General features: G+C 35.7%; 13 protein-coding genes. 8 read left to right on the top strand and 5 right to left on the bottom strand.

Features of this window, described 5'->3' with window-relative positions; all coding sequences use genetic code 11:
• The first annotated feature begins 24 nt into the window (after nucleotides 1–24).
• The 6 genes from aroC (at nucleotide 25) to KBP46_RS18845 (ending at nucleotide 7,026) form a co-directional block, all read left to right on the top strand.
• Complete coding sequence (aroC, locus tag KBP46_RS18870) at nucleotides 25–1,095, top strand: chorismate synthase (protein ID WP_062676248.1); 1,071 nt, start codon at nucleotides 25–27, stop codon at nucleotides 1,093–1,095.
• A 17-nt stretch (nucleotides 1,096–1,112) separates the two neighbouring features.
• On the top strand, nucleotides 1,113–1,676 hold the full coding sequence (locus KBP46_RS18865; RefSeq protein ID WP_216443899.1) for a thioredoxin family protein: 564 nt from the start codon (nucleotides 1,113–1,115) through the stop codon (nucleotides 1,674–1,676).
• Nucleotides 1,677–1,685: 9 nt separating this feature from the next.
• Nucleotides 1,686–2,225 (top strand): TlpA disulfide reductase family protein, encoded by a 540-nt coding sequence (locus KBP46_RS18860; RefSeq protein WP_062676250.1) that lies wholly within the window; start codon nucleotides 1,686–1,688, stop codon nucleotides 2,223–2,225.
• Between the two features lie 82 nt (nucleotides 2,226–2,307).
• Nucleotides 2,308–2,649 (top strand): YkvA family protein, encoded by a 342-nt coding sequence (locus KBP46_RS18855; protein ID WP_062676251.1) that lies wholly within the window; start codon nucleotides 2,308–2,310, stop codon nucleotides 2,647–2,649.
• A 121-nt stretch (nucleotides 2,650–2,770) separates the two neighbouring features.
• Nucleotides 2,771–4,150, top strand: a complete 1,380-nt coding sequence (gene pyrF, locus KBP46_RS18850) for an orotidine-5'-phosphate decarboxylase (RefSeq protein WP_120232887.1) — start codon at nucleotides 2,771–2,773, stop codon at nucleotides 4,148–4,150.
• 53 nt (nucleotides 4,151–4,203) lie between these two features.
• Entirely contained in the window at nucleotides 4,204–7,026 is a 2,823-nt protein-coding gene (locus tag KBP46_RS18845) for an aminopeptidase (RefSeq protein ID WP_253297090.1), read from the top strand.
• A 63-nt stretch (nucleotides 7,027–7,089) separates the two neighbouring features.
• Here the strand turns inward: KBP46_RS18845 and KBP46_RS18840 are convergent, their stop codons facing one another.
• Both KBP46_RS18840 and KBP46_RS18835 read right to left on the bottom strand, forming a co-directional pair.
• Nucleotides 7,090–7,899: a T9SS type A sorting domain-containing protein gene (locus KBP46_RS18840; RefSeq protein WP_216443898.1), complete on the bottom strand. Its 810-nt coding sequence runs from the start codon at nucleotides 7,897–7,899 to the stop codon at nucleotides 7,090–7,092.
• Nucleotides 7,900–8,055: 156 nt separating this feature from the next.
• Complete coding sequence (locus KBP46_RS18835; RefSeq protein ID WP_216443897.1) at nucleotides 8,056–8,829, bottom strand: T9SS type A sorting domain-containing protein; 774 nt, start codon at nucleotides 8,827–8,829, stop codon at nucleotides 8,056–8,058.
• Nucleotides 8,830–8,983: 154 nt separating this feature from the next.
• Between KBP46_RS18835 and KBP46_RS18830 the strand changes: the two genes are divergently transcribed.
• Entirely contained in the window at nucleotides 8,984–12,211 is a 3,228-nt protein-coding gene (locus KBP46_RS18830) for a hypothetical protein (protein ID WP_216443896.1), read from the top strand.
• 149 nt (nucleotides 12,212–12,360) lie between these two features.
• The gene (gene dusB / locus KBP46_RS18825) at nucleotides 12,361–13,356 is read left to right on the top strand and encodes a tRNA dihydrouridine synthase DusB (protein ID WP_062676256.1); all 996 of its coding nucleotides are present in this window, start codon (nucleotides 12,361–12,363) and stop codon (nucleotides 13,354–13,356) included.
• Between the two features lie 50 nt (nucleotides 13,357–13,406).
• On the opposite strand, the gene deoC is transcribed toward dusB, so the two are convergent.
• From deoC to KBP46_RS18810, 3 genes are read right to left on the bottom strand one after another with little or no spacing between them, the layout of a single operon-like run.
• Nucleotides 13,407–14,150 (bottom strand): deoxyribose-phosphate aldolase, encoded by a 744-nt coding sequence (gene deoC / locus KBP46_RS18820; RefSeq protein WP_216443895.1) that lies wholly within the window; start codon nucleotides 14,148–14,150, stop codon nucleotides 13,407–13,409.
• A 4-nt stretch (nucleotides 14,151–14,154) separates the two neighbouring features.
• Nucleotides 14,155–14,625: an Lrp/AsnC ligand binding domain-containing protein gene (locus KBP46_RS18815; protein WP_002976659.1), complete on the bottom strand. Its 471-nt coding sequence runs from the start codon at nucleotides 14,623–14,625 to the stop codon at nucleotides 14,155–14,157.
• Nucleotides 14,626–14,652: 27 nt separating this feature from the next.
• Nucleotides 14,653–15,588 (bottom strand): endonuclease/exonuclease/phosphatase family protein, encoded by a 936-nt coding sequence (locus KBP46_RS18810; RefSeq protein WP_123279169.1) that lies wholly within the window; start codon nucleotides 15,586–15,588, stop codon nucleotides 14,653–14,655.
• Between the last annotated feature and the right edge of the window lie 371 nt (nucleotides 15,589–15,959).

The raw sequence follows: 15,959 nt of genomic DNA, 5'->3' as shown, positions 1-15,959 counted from the left end.
AAGAAAAAAAGGTAATTTTGTATCATGTTCAACACATTAGGTAATCTTCTTAGTCTTACAACATTTGGAGAAAGTCACGGAGTGGCTTATGGCGGTATCATTAATAATTTTCCGGCAGGTTTAACGGTAGATCTCGATAAAGTTCAGTATGAACTGAACCGAAGAAAACCTGGCCAGTCGGCAATCGTTACACAAAGAAAGGAAAGCGACACGGTAAAGTTTCTTTCAGGAATCTTTGATGGCAAAACAACAGGTACGCCCATCGGTTTTATCATTGAAAACGAAAATCAGAAATCGAAAGATTATGATCACATTGCTGGCGCATATCGTCCAAGCCATGCTGATTTTACTTATGACCAGAAATTTGGTTTCAGGGATCATCGTGGTGGCGGAAAATCTTCTGCAAGAGAAACAATGAATTGGGTAGTGGCAGGAGCCCTTGCCAAACAACTTTTACCCAACATTGAGATCAATGCTTACGTTTCTTCCGTAGGTGATATTTTCTGTGAAAAGCCTTATCAGGCTTTAGACTTCTCCCAAACAGAGAGCAATGATGTTCGTTGTCCGGATACTGAGACGGCAGAAAAGATGATTGCAAGAATCAAGGAGATCAAAAAAGAAGGAAACACAATCGGAGGAACCATCACTTGTGTGATTAAAAATGTTCCTGTGGGAATTGGTGAACCTATCTTTTCAAAACTTCAGGCTGAGCTGGCAAAAGCTATGCTGAATATCAATGCCTGCAAAGGGTTTGAATATGGAAGCGGTTTCTGCGGAGCTAAAATGACAGGAAAAGAACATAATGATGCCTTCAATACGGATTTCACTACAAAGTCTAACCTTTCCGGAGGTATTCAGGGTGGAATTTCCAACGGAATGGATATCTATTTCCGTGTGGCTTTCAAACCTGTAGCTACTATTCTGAGACCTCAGGACAGTATTGATAAAGACGGAAATCCAGTCATTGTAGAAGGAAAAGGACGTCACGATCCTTGTGTAGTTCCAAGAGCAGTTCCTGTAGTGGAAAGTCTTGCGGCATTTGTACTGGCAGACCTGTTTTTGATCAACAAAACAAGAAATATCAATAATTTTTAACATAAATATTTTTGGTAATGAAAAATTACTGGGATAAAGGAATTTCGTTTGAAGAATATCTTCAGATTGCAAAAGAAAGATTAGAGCATCCTGCCAACCAACAGGAAGTTGAATATAAACAATATTATGAGCTGGGACTTCAGAGAATGGACAGAACGGTAAAAAAATACGTTCCGGATGAAGATCAGCTGAAAGAACTGGCTGCCAAAAACTTTGACGGAAAGATTTTAATCATTTCTGAAGCATGGTGCGGAGATGCTAGTGCAACAGTACCTGCTCTTTTCAGATTTTTTGAAGGACACAATGAAGTAAGAGTCTTCCTGAGAGACAGTGATAAAAGTTTAATCAACCAATTTTTAACGAACGGTACAGAATCCATTCCGAAAGTACTTATCCTTGACAAAGACCTGAATGTAAAAAATTCATGGGGTCCACGTCCTAAATATGGTTATGAACTTCTGATGAAATATAAAGCCGATCCTGAAGCCTATCCAAAAGATACTTTCTATAATGATCTGCAGATTTATTATGCCAAAAATAGAGGAAAAGATGCTGTTCAGGAAATTTTGGACCTTCTATAAACAATAGATATGAAAAAAAGTATCATTTATATTGTAATCATAGCAATCATTGGCGTTGTTGCATTTGTACCGGGAATAAGAAATTTCCTTAAGGATACTTTTTTTCCGGTAGCCACTATTGAAAATGCTGTTCACATCAGTGAAGAGGATTATGATATAGAACTTAAAGGCATTAATGCACCAAGCACCAATCTTAAGAATTTTAAAGATAAAGGGGTTTTTCTGAACTTCTGGGGAACATGGTGCCCGCCTTGCAGAAAAGAATGGCCTTCTATTCAGAAACTGTATGATACAAGAAAAGATCATGTTGATTTTGTTTTAATTGCCATGAATGATAAGGAAGAGGATGTAAGAAAGTTTTTGAAAGAAAATAACTATACCGTTCCTGTATATATTGCTCAAAGTCCTATTTCCGAAAAAATTCTTCCAAAGGTATTTCCTACCACTTTCCTGCTGGATAAACATGGAAGAATTCTTATTAAAGAGGATGCTACAAAAGACTGGAACACAGAGACTGTGCATCAGTTTATTGACAATATTATCAAATAATATTTTAACTAAATTTTATAATTTGTTGGTACAGGATTTGCGAATTTTATAGCGTTGAAAAATTTATTAATCCAAACACAAAATGAAATATTCAAAATTAAATCTTGCAAAAGAAGCCATCAATCATAAGGGCTTTATCAAAAAGATCCCTGATATTTTCAGAATGGTCAAAATGTGGAGAAAAGGAATTTACCCAATGAAATCCATAGACATTATTCTTCCTTTACTTGGAATTTTATATGTACTCTCTCCTATTGATCTGCTTCCTGAATTTGTAATACCGGTTCTTGGAGTTATGGATGACCTGGCAGTATTGTCACTTACCATTCCTAAGCTTATCAAAGAGGTTGACAAATTTTTATTGTGGGAAGCCCAGCAAAAATACAGCAGTGCCCAAGTCATTGATGCTGAAATCGTAAAATAATAGTTTATTATATTTTTCACGCCATCCCGGCCAATCCGGGATGGTTTTTTGTTGACAAATGGACGATAAATTTTTAAGCCTTATTTCAATTCCTTAAATTTGCAGTATCTAATAAAAAATAATGGAAAGTAAAAAAGAATTCTTCTTAGAGTGCTACAAACTAGGAATCATCAAATTCGGAAGGTTTACCCTGAAAAGCGGCATTGAAAGTCCTTTTTATGTAGACCTGAGACCTTTGGCTTCAGATCCTAAAATTTTAAAAAATCTTGCTAATTATTTACTGGAAATGCTTCCGTTAGATAATTTCGATTTAATTTGTGGAGTTCCTTATGCTGCTCTTCCTATGGCTACTGCAATGTCTCTGGAAAGTTATATTCCATTAATTATTAAAAGAAAAGAAGCGAAAAGCTATGGTACAAAGAAGCTGATTGAAGGAATTTACCAGAAAGGACAAAACTGTCTTTTGGTAGAGGATGTAATCACTTCAGGAAAATCTTTGCTGGAAACCATTCCTGAAATAGAACAGGAAGATCTTAAAGTTTCTGATATTGTGGTGGTACTTGACAGAGAACAGGGAGGGAAACAATTATTGGAAGGTAAAGGATATCGAGTACATACTCTTTTCAATATTTCGGAAGTATGCAATATTCTTCAGGAAACAGGTGAATTGTCAGATGAAGAAGTAAAAAGAATTCAGGACTTCCTTCAAGGGAACCACATTCAGTTTGAAGAAGAAACCAGATCATCTTATGAACAGAAACTTCAGGTGACACAGCATTCCGTTTCCAAAAAATTACTGGAAACCGCTTTGGCAAAAAAATCAAACCTTATTGCTTCTGCTGATGTTACAACCACTCAGGAGCTATTGGAACTTGCTGAAAAAGTAGGGCCACACGTTATTGCTTTAAAAACACATATCGATATCATTTCTGATTTTGATTATGAAAAAACCATCACTCCTTTAAAAGCTATTGCAGCAAAACACCAGTTCTTACTCATGGAAGACAGAAAATTTGCTGATATCGGAAATACACAGGAGCTTCAGTTCACAAGCGGAGTTTTCAAAATTACAGATTGGGCAGATTTTGTGACTTCTCAGGTAATCGGAGGTTTTGAATCATTAGACTGTTTCAAAAATGTAGGAGTGGTAGCCATCGTTGGAATGTCTTCAAAAGGTGCTTTAACAACAGCCAGCTATCGTGAAGAAGCTTTAAAAGTAGCTTTATCTCATCCTAATGTAATTGGTGGTGTATCTCAGAATAAAATTCCTGAGGATCTGCTATTGTTCACTCCTGGGGTAAACCTTGCAGATTCAGGAGATGGCAAAGGACAGCAGTACAACACACCGGAACATGTTTTCAAAACACTGCACACAGATTTTATCATCGTAGGAAGAGGAATCTACAAATCCAATGATCCTGAAGCATCTGCCATCACTTATAAAACAGAGGGATGGAATGCTTATATTAATTCTTTGGAAAAAAAAGCAATTCAAGGTTAAAATACTATAAAGTATATACAAAATAAGTTATATTTGAGCTTTATCACGAATATTTGAAAAAGATCAGCCTTTGCCTTATTTTGTTATGTGGAGTTGTACAGGTTTCTGCACAGACAGACAGTATATACATTGAAACAAAACTGTCTCCTGACAAAAAGAACCTTGATGTCCGCCAGGAAATTGTTTATTACAATCACTCCGGAAAAGACCTTCAAACCGTAAAACTCCTGAATTGGGTAGCCGCGTACAATAAACGGGGAACTTCTTTAGTCTACAGAAAACTGGAAGACCGGAATAATGATTTGCATTTTGCAAAAAATGACCAATTGGGAAAACTTCTGGAACTGAATATTAAAAATTCTGACAATGAAGCCCTTCCTGTCAATACACTCTCAGATGAAAATCTTTTTATTCCTCTGAAAAATGTATTAAAACCTGGCGAAAGCGTTACTTTACAGTTGCAATACAGGATGCAGCTTCCCGATAAAAACTTTACGGGATACGGAACATCTGCACAGAATACTCTATTAAAATATTTCTTTATTGTTCCGGATCATTTTGATCCGGACAATATTTCCAAAAGAAACTATCACGATATTGAGGAACAGGTAAGTTTTAATACTTTCTGGACCGTCAATTTTGATCTTCCTGTTAATAATTTTGTTGAAGGAAATCTTCCACAGGTTCAAATGAATTCATTTAAGGGATACCTTGACTCAGATCCTGAATTTTTGATTTCTCCGACAGCATTTCAATCCATCAAAACCAATGTTGATGGAGATGAAATCCAAATCAAGTTTGGTTATAATCTTAAACCGGAAGAAAAACAAAACCTGGAGTTTTATCTTCCTTTACAATTAAAATTTATCAAGGAACGCATCGGGTATCTTCCGAAAAGTATTTTTATCTCAGATAAATTCCGAGCTAAAGAAGACTTTTTCGGGAATAATGATATTACTTTCTGGAAATTCAGATTCCGCCTGTTTACCGAGACCGAAAAAACCGATATGGATTATTTCGGGATCATTGCTAAGAAAATTCTTGACGAAGGCGTTATTGCAGATAAAGAAAAAGACCATTGGTTTAAAAATGGTTTAAAATCATATCTTGAAATTCAGTACCTCAAAAAATTCTACGCTGATACGAAACTTTTAGGGACACTTCCCGAGACAAGAATCTTTGGGCTTAAACCTTTAAAGCTATTCCATGCCTCCAAAGTAAAACTTCTGGATCGCTATGGACTTTCCTATCAGTACATCATGCTGCAAAACCTTGATCAGAAGATCGATGAACATTTCCCTGTTTTGAGTAACTTTAATGACATGGCTATCAGCAGCTTTGAAACAGGAAGTCTTTTCAATTATTCGGCCGACAAAATGGGATATGAACCATTCAATGGGATTCTAAAAAACTATATTTCTCAGAATTCCGGAAAAAAAATTAATCCTGATGAATTCCTTTCTTCCCTTGCTGAAAACAATACATCAACAGCCTATCTCTCCAACTTTTTTAAACAGAAAAACAGGGTTGATTTTAAATTGAAAAACATTAGAAAAGACAATGACTCTCTGCAAATAAAAATTGTAAGAAATACAGACATTTCTATTCCCGTAAAAGTGGAAACGGAAACCAGAGAAGGAGAAAAGAAAACGTACTGGATAGATACGGAGGAAAATGAACGTACCACCAGCCTGTCACTTCCTGCATCAGAGAATATTTACAAAACCACCTTAAATAGTGGCTATATCTTTCCTGAATCCAATTACAGGGACAACTTCCTGTATGCGAAAGGATTATTTTCCAATGCAAAAAAAATTAAACTTAAATTAATAAAAGATATTCCCAACCCGGAATACAATGAAATTTACATCAGCCCAAGGGTACGTTTCAACAATACGTATGATAAATTTCTTTTGGGAGCCAATTTTAAAAATCAGTCTTTCTTTGATCAGAAATTTTTGTATTCGGTGACTCCAACTTATAGCACAGGAACAGGTAAACTAACCGGTTCAGGAGCTGTCTCCTACTCTATTCTGCCTGCAGAAAGCATTATCCGAAGTCTGACATTTGGACTCTCAGGATCTTATTTCCATTATGATTATGATCTGGCCTACAGAAAAACCTCAATATCATCTTCTATCAACTTCAGAAAGAATCCAAGAAGTACAGTAAGCAGAAGTCTGGGAGTTTCCTATAATTATTTTGAAAGGGATCTGAGCCCTACAATGATTGCCAATAACGATTACAGCAAATATAACCTCTGGAGTATTGGATATGGTTATAGCGACAGCCAGATGATTCATGAAAAAAGCTTCAGCCTAAGTACCCAGGGAATGGAAGATTTCAATAAAATAACAGCTGAAGGCTTCTACAGATGGGAATTTGCTCCTAAACAAAAGCTGAGCTTACGTTTATTTGCCGGTTACTTCTTAAGAAACAACACCCGAAATAACCTTTTCGATTATGGAATTTCGAGGGTTTCCAACTATTCATTCTCTTATACGCTTTTAGGAGAAAGTGCCAGCAGCGGTCTTCTTTCCCAGCAGTTTATATTGGCTGATGGTGGTTTTAAATCTTTTCTTCCGGGAACAGTGAATCAATGGATTACGTCTGCCAATGTAGATTCAAGCGTATGGAAAATATTCCACGTATATGCAGATGCCGGAGTTTATAAAAACAAAGATCTTCCTGCCAAATTCATTTGGGACACCGGAGTTAAGGTAAGAATCATCCCGGATTTTCTGGAAGTATATTTCCCGATACAGTCTTCTTTAGGTTTTGAACCTTCATTCAAAGATTATGGAAAGCGTATCAGATACACTTTAATTCTTAATCTCGGATCAATAATTAATGCAGCGAGAAGAGGCTGGTATTAAGTAAGATTCTGAAAAATAAAAAATAAGGACAGCCTGTTATCGGTTGTCCTTTCTTATTTAAAACTAATCTTTTATTATTTTCTGTGAGATCGGAATATTGTTAATGGTTCCTGTGACAATGTAAGTTCCTTTCGGAAGCTCAGCAATATCAAGAGTGGAGGCCAGTTTCGTCGGTGATTTTTTAACGACCTGCCTGAATGTATCATACACTTTCACATCTTTCACCTCAGTTCCGAACACTACTTTACTGTCTTTTATGAATGGATTCTGTACAAAACCTGATTTCACACTTCCTTCAAGAGAAAAGTCTGCCATATTATCGTTACTGCCTACCAAAGTTCTTTTGATAGCTGTAGTTGTTGTGGGAGAAGGAGCTGGCCCGTCTCCTTTAAACTGATCAGCATTGGATCCGTACCCTACAAAATCCAGTACATTGGATGCAGAAGGCCCTGTCACCTGCACTATATTTCCGGCTAAAGCTACTTTTCCTGACACACTGGAAATTTTCAGCCCTGAAGATGGATTAGGCGTTCCGTCAAAATTAGTTATTTTGGTGGCAATAAAATCCGGTGTTGGCAGATTTTCAATACCTCCTTCAATTGCTGACTCCTGAATTAAGTAGGTTTCTTCCGGCCCTAAAGTAAGATCCGGCAACGTATGATATTCCGTGAAAGCACCAATTGCCGGAGCATATTGAATACTTGCTCCTGTCAAAGAGACTAAATTAGTTCCGATATTTTTAAGGACGATATAATTATTCTTCAATACAGCCCCTGAATTGACATTTCCACCATAGATCTCATTAATCACAATCTGGGCATTGGAAAAGGAAGTTAATAAAGTAAGTCCAACAAGAGTAAAGATTTTTTTCATTGTAATAATTTTAAGAAATGGATTAAAAATAAAACATCAAAAACAATACCACCAAATTAAAAAATATATAGGATACAAAAACTTAAAAATCAGCAAACAATCACAAAAAACAGCCACTTCGTTGAAGCGGCTGTTTATATTTTTATTAATAAAAGATTAGTCTTTAAGTACTTTCTGAGAAACCGGTCGATTGTTTACTGTACCTGTAACGATATAGTTTCCTTTTGCCAATTCAGCAACACTTACAGATTCGTTTTGTTTTACTGAAGTTTCTTTTACAAGTTGTCCGAACATATTGAACACTTTTACGTCTTTTACATCAGATCCGAAAACGATTTCGTTATTTTTAACGAAAGAGTTCTTTACAAAGTTGGCTGATTTTACATTTTTAGTATCAAGAACAGCAAGAGTTCCTGTGCTAACAATGATATCATCAATAAAGAATCTGTTATTGGCAGCTGCAGATCCTTCAAATGTAAGAGTTACAGCTCCGGTAGCGCCTGTAACATTTACGGTATAGTTAGAAAAAGCTCCTTTTACAATAGTTACGCTTGCCTGATCCAGAGCAGCACCTGTTGCAGATATATTTAAAGTACTTTTTTCACTAGCCCCGTCCCATGCACCTGCTCTGAATGTTAACGTAGCTGATCCTGTTAAATTAAAAGTTGGAGTAGTAATTGACCCTTTTAGACTACTTGTACCTGCCTTAAGACATCCGTTTCCTTTATAAATTTTAGTAAAAGTCCAGTTTCCGCCAGTTGTATAAGAGCTGGATCCATCAGCAAATCCACTTGATGCAATACCTCCACTCCAAGCACCATCATTTCCTCCTGTTCCTGTTACATCATCAAATGTAGCACTGAAGACTGTTTGTGCAAAAATTCCACTTGCTAACATTACTGTAGCAAATAACGAATAAAGTTTTTTCATGATTTAAATTTTTTGTTATTAATAATTTTTTTCCGTAACAAAACTACATTCTATTTTTTTTTGGAGGACAATAAAGAGGTTAAGTTTTTGTTAATTATAGTTGATCTCTTAATGTTAACATTTTTTAATTATTTTTACGAATTATTTTTAAAAGTTGCGGAATTTTGTCATTCTATTCGTTTTATTCTTCTTAGGCATATTTTCAGGAAATGCTCAGGTCTTTTCGTGGAAAAATCCCAACGTTCCGGAGGACAGCATCAAAAGAGACAGTATTCTTGCAGCAAAACTGGAACAGGACATCTTTGCAAAGGACACTCTTGATTTCATAAGAACGCATAATAAGATCATTATTGATGAAGCCGTACTGGCCAAGAATGATAAAAAGAGATTTTTAGGAGAACTTAATTCAAAAGGTTCTATTATCCGAGGGATTACTTTTGGTAATAATCAGGGGCAATCAGTACAAAGTTCTATGGATCTCCAGATTTCAGGGCGACTGTCAAAAGATGTGACGATTTTAGCGAGTATTTCAGATCATAACCTGCCTATACAGGCTGATGGTTATACCCAGACTTTAGAGGAGTTTGACAAAATCTATATGCAGCTTAATATTAAAGATAAGTCTATCCTCAGAGCAGGACATCTTGATCTTGTAGAAGCTAAGAATTATTTTGCCAAATACCAGAGAAGAAGTATGGGACTTCAGTTCCAGACAGAATTCGGTAAAGAGAATAAGACATTCGTAGATATCTCTGCAGGGGTGGCACGAAGTGAATTCCACAGAATACGTTTTCAGGGGGTTGAAGGTAACCAGGGACCTTACCGTCTGACGGGTAAGAACGGTGAACAATTTATTACGCTGATCTCTGGCTCTGAACAGGTTTTTATTGATGGAATCTTAATGAAGCGCGGTGAAAACCAGGATTATATTATCAATTACAATACCGGTGAAGTTACCTTTACCAGTTTTCGTCCTATTTTCCAGCAGAATTTCATCACCATTTCATACAACTACGCCAATAGAAATTATTCAAGGTATTTGTTTACAGGAAAGCTTGAGCACCAGAGAGAGAAATTCAAAGTGGGATTCAACTGGTTTTTGGAAAATGATAATAAGAATGCTCCGCTTTCTTTAAATCTATCTAAAGAAGATGAGCAAATTCTTGCAGAAGCTGGAAATAATCCTGACCTGATGTATGCTCCTTCAGGAGTGATAACGGAATATGATGTCAATAAAATTTTATACAAATTAAGTCCTGCAGGAAATTTTTATGAATATTCTACGGATTCCAGTTTAACACTTTATCAGGTATCTTTTACCTATTTCGGAGCTAATAAGGGAGATTATAAAATTGCACAGACCACCAACAACGGGCGTGTTTTTGAATATGTAGGCCCTAATGGCGGAGATTACAGAGCCGTAAGAAAACTTCCTTCCCCTCAGAAATCGCAGGTATACTCTCTGAACTCAGAATATCTGTTAAATGAAGGAAAAATAGGTGCTGATATCTCTCTGAGTAACTATGATGTCAACTTATTTTCATCAAAAGATTCTGATCAGAACATGGGGTATGCATGGCGTATTTATGGAAATAAAAGCTTCACAAAGAACACATGGAAAGGAACTCCAAGTTTTGAATATCAATATATAGACAGACAGTTTCATATCCTTGATCGTATTAATGATGTGGAATTCTCCAGAGATTTCAACCTTACCCAGGAATTCAATAAAAAGACCCAAAATAGATTTACCTTCAGCTTCCTCAACAAATGGAATAATAAATCTACACTGAATTACCGCATCAATTACCTGAATGAACAGGATTCTTACAAAGGGATTAAAAATGACCTTGATTTCGGCTGGCTGACGGGAAAATTCTTTACGAAGGGGAATCTGTCTTATCTGAGTACCAATGCTACTCTTCAGGATACAAAGTTCATCCGTGGTGGAGTTTCAACAGAATTTACCGGTAAAAAAGGAAGCTGGGCCATTGGTGGAAGCATGGAGCATAACGAGAAAAAGTACAATGATACCCAGCTTTTGGATGTCACAAGTTTCAGCTGGAAAGAAATATTTTTGCAGAAGAAAATAGGTGATAGTACAAGAACCAAATTATTGGCGAAAGTATATATGAGAGATAACGACTCAGTACGCGATAACAGACTTCAGAATATGAACAATATTTTGGGGATCATGGCTGAAAGTCAGATTATCAAAACTGAAAGAACCAGTTTAAATGCTCTAATTCACTACCGAAAATTCTTCTACTCAGGTGCAGAAGGTGAAGTAACCCGTAATAATGATTTTGTTGTTGGAAATATCTTATACAATCAACAGCTTTTCAGAAACGGTATGCGTCTTCAGGCTTTCTATGAATTGGGGAACGGACAGGAAGCCCAGAGAGAATTTCAGTACATTAAAGTAACGGACGGACAAGGTGTTTATAAATGGACCGATTATAACGGAGACGGCGTTCAGCAGCTAGACGAATTTGAAATTGCCGAATATTCCGATCTTGCGCAATACATCCGTGTATATACTAATTCTGTACGATATATTCCTTCCAATAAAAATAAACTGCAATTGGCCTTGTTTGTCAATCCGGCCATTGTTTTCAACTCTGAGAATGGATTTTTAAAACGTTGGAATTTTAATATTTCATTAAATTCTCAAAACTCATTCTACAAAAAGGAAAAAGTACTTGTTCTGAATCCTTTTGAAAAGAACAGTGACCAAATCCTTAAAAATCAGAATATTCTTGCTTCCGTACAGTTTAATCCAACTGATAAATCAGGCTGGAACGGAAATTACAGATTTATCACCAATGATAATCTCATCAATGCCAATTTCAGTAATGAAGAACGTGAACAGACTTCTCATTTCCTGAACATAGGATATTGGTTCAATAAAGAATTCAGAGTGGATTGGGAAAACTCGGTTCATGATATCCAAAACTCTTCACAGTTATTTAAAACAAGAGATTATCGTCTGAATAATTTTGAAACCAAGCCTAAAGCAACGTATAAATTCACCGATGCCATTCAGGCTGAATTATCTTCTGCTTTCCGTCAGAAACAAAGATTGGATGGCGAAGAACTCCTTAAGGCTTTTGATGTTACAGGAACCATCCAGTGGGAGCGAAGAAAAACGTCTATCCGTGGAAACTTCTCATTTATCAATAACGATTTTACAGGAAACAATTTCAGTATCGTAGGAAACCAGATGCTGGATGGGCTTAAACCTGGAAAAAACCAGGTGTGGAGTGTGTTTATCCAACAGGCTATCAACTCGTTTATCCAACTGAACCTTAATTACGAAGGAAGAAACTCCGGTGACCGAACCATTCATATCGGAAGTATGCAGGTAAAAGCAAGCTTCTAATTGTGGACAACTGGAAGTGGGGAGTCAATCAAATCTCATATTCACTATTTAAAGTCTTTTTCTATCCTCCAATTTCCAAACAAAACAATCATTTAGGCCGATAGATAATATCATAATTATGAATGTTCAGAATTTTGTAAATTTGCACCATGATAAAAATAGGCAACATAGAACTGCCGGAATTTCCGCTTTTGCTGGCTCCGATGGAAGACGTAAGTGATCCTCCGTTCAGACGTTTGTGTAAAATGCATGGTGCAGATTTAATGTATTCGGAATTTATTTCTTCCGAAGGGTTGATTCGTGACGCTATCAAGAGTCGTAAAAAGCTGGATATTTTCGATTATGAAAGACCCGTTGGGATACAGATTTTTGGTGGTGACGAAGAAGCTATGGCTATGTCTGCACGAATTGTTGAAACGGTAAATCCGGATTTAGTAGACATTAATTTTGGATGTCCTGTAAAAAAAGTTGTATGCAAAGGAGCAGGAGCTGGTGTTTTGAAAGATATTGATCTTATGGTGCGTCTTACAAAGGCTGTTGTAAGCTCTACTCATCTTCCTGTCACTGTAAAAACCCGTTTAGGATGGGACAGTACCAGCATTAATATTGATGAAGTAGCAGAACGTCTGCAGGAAACAGGAATCAAAGCGCTTACCATACATGCAAGAACGCGTGCTCAAATGTACAAGGGTGAAGCAGACTGGGAACATATTTCAAGAATTAAACAAAATCCTAATATTGAAATTCCAATTTTTGGAAATGGTGATATAGATTCTGCTGAAAAAGCATTAGAATATAAGCAAAAGTATGCCTGTGACGGTATTATGATCGGTCGTGCTGCTATTGGATATCCATGGATATTCAATGAAATCAAGCATTTCTTTAAAACAGGAGAGCATTTACCTGAACCTACTATTTCAGACCGGTTACTGGCTGTTCGTCAGCATGCAGAATGGAGTGCAGAATGGAAAGGAGAAAGATTAGGATTGGTTGAAATGAGACAACATTACAGCAACTATTTCCGAGGAATTCCTCATTTCAAGGAGTTCAGAAAAAAATTCCTTGAAGTGTTTACCCTGGAAGAAATGAATAGCTTGATTAAAGAGACCCAACAGTTCTACGAAGAATATCAGGCACAACTATAAAATAAAACCATCAGCTTTGCTGATGGTTTTTTTATATTGAGAATTTAATATTAATATCCTTCTGATGAAGATTCGTTTTTAATTAATCCCAGAGCTGAAGAGGTTCCAATTCTTTTAACTCCCATTTTAATCATTTTTTCAGCATCTTCAGGAGTTCTTACTCCACCTGCTGCTTTTACAGGAAGTTTCCCGGCATTGCTGAGCATAATTGTTATTCCTTCAAAGGTTGCTCCGTTAGGCTTTCCTTCGGCAGTCTGATAAAATCCTGTAGATGATTTGACAAAAATTTTCGACAACTCATTTTCAGAAAAATTCTCTTCTGCCCAGGTAGAAATCTTTTTAGTAAGATCAGCAATTTGTTCATCTGTTAACGCTGCAATTTCAATAATCCATTTTGCAACTTTTTGATGTTCAAGAGATAATTTTGTACATTTTACAAATTCTTCTCTTACCAGTTCTATATCTCCCTGCAGATAAGCCGTGTAATTAATAACAAAATCTAATTCATCTGCTCCGTCTTCTATTGCTTTTGAAGCTTCTGCAAGCTTTTCATCAATAGAATACGTTCCTTCGTGGAAACCTATTACAGTTCCTACTACAACATTTGAATTTCTTTCCTGAATATATTTCTTCACCTCCGATACATAATCCGGACGAATCATCACGGCAAAAATACCATTATCTATTGCTTCCTGAGCAAGTTCTTTATCTTTTTGAAGTGTTTCTTCGTGGGAAATACCTGATTGTTCTGGGGTTTTCAGGTAAGTTGAATCCAAATATTGGGCTATGTTCATGTCGTTATACTTTCAATTGTCTGTAAATACCTTGTTCCAAAGATATAAAAGTTTCTGTTCTGGTTACTCCCTTCAGCTTTTGAAGCTTACTAAGGATTTGCATTAAATGATCATTGTCTTTACAAAGCACTTTCAGGAAAATGGTATAATTTCCTGTAGTATAGTGGGCTTCCACTACTTCGTTGATATCATGCAAAGACTTTACCACTTCCGGATAATGGCTTGGCTGATCCAGAAATACACCGATGTAGGAAATCACTTTGTATCCAATTTTCTTAGGATTAAGAAATGAAATTGAATTTTCAATAACTCCTGCATGTTCGAGTTTTTTGATTCTTTGATGCACTGCAGTAGTGGAAATTCCGACATTTTTTGAAATGTGGGCTAAAGAAGTTTTAGCATTATCCATCAACATGTAGATGATTTCCTTGTCAATAGAATCTAAATGGTAGCTTGTGTTGCTCGAATTTTTCATTTTCTACTTTTTTATTATTTATGTTTTTTAATGTAAATTTTTAAATTTTACAAAAACCGGAAAGTGATCGCTATATCCACCTAAATACCGGGTACCGGCATAAGTTCGGAATGGCCGTCCTTCAAAATTTCTGGTTCTGCTGCGGATTTTTTCAGAATTAAATATATGGGCATCCTGAAAAGCCAGCGTCTTATTATCAAGCAAAGATCTTGATATAATGATCTGATCATACAGCAATCCAGATTTATAATGAAAAGTAGAATAATTTCTTATAGAAAACAATTGTTGAAAAGGGTTCATTAAAACCTTCTCATGGTCATTGTCATAGAGAATCTGTACTAAATTTTCATCATCCGGGTTTTCGTTAAAATCGCCACACAATATAACATGCTCTTTATCAGCATTTACAATTTTCATAATCCGTTCCCGTATTTCATTCAATATAAAGGTTCTTTTAGGTTTATTGATATCTTTTTCGCGCTTAGAGGGAAGATGGGCGACAAAGACATTAATAATTTCCCCTTTATATTTAATTTTTGAAAAAAGTACGTCTCGGGTTGTGTCGTAATTTTCTGTGTTTTTATTTACTATTTCAAAAAAGAAAGTAATGGTTTCTGAATCGAGTACCTCTACTTTATTTTTATCATATAACATGGCTACATCCACTTTTCGTTCGTCCATAGAATTGTAATGAACAATTCCGTATTCCGAATTAAAGGGCTCCATTTCTACTAGATCTTCCAAAACTTTCCTTCCGGAAACCTCAGATAATCCTATTACAAATGGTAATACTTCATTATCCTCCTTCATCAACTGAAATACATGAGAGATTTTAAAAAGCTTATTTTTATATCTCTTTTCATCCCAATTCCTTAATCCTGACCGGGTAGGATCTAATTTATGGACAGGTTTCGGATCGGGTAAAAATAAATTTTCAACATTATAAAAAGAGAACAGCTCCATCTACACTAATTTCTATACTTTTAATTTATTATGTCCTTTTTACTTTAAGATGTAAATTTATTATTTTTTTTCAAATTTTAGTGATTTACCTCTAAAACAGTAAATCAATTTCCAATAAAAAACAATTCAAATATAGTAAAAAATACCAATGAAATAAGTCATTATGAATTAATTTTTCAACTATCCCACAGTTTCGATATATTAATCAAAATTGAGACAATATATAAAATATGGAATAATAGAAATAAATTTTTAACTTAAAACCAGAAACATTAATATTTTTCACACTTATTGAAATTACAACAAATATTATTCCATTTATCTATAACAAATGGAATTAAATATGGAAGCAGAAAATTAGATCATTTCTG

Source organism: Chryseobacterium sp. PCH239, assembly GCF_018924625.1.
Taxonomy (GTDB): Bacteria; Bacteroidota; Bacteroidia; order Flavobacteriales; family Weeksellaceae; genus Chryseobacterium; species Chryseobacterium cucumeris.
The sequence above is the reverse complement of the archived record's forward strand: the minus strand, read 5'-3'. Positions and strand labels throughout refer to the sequence as shown.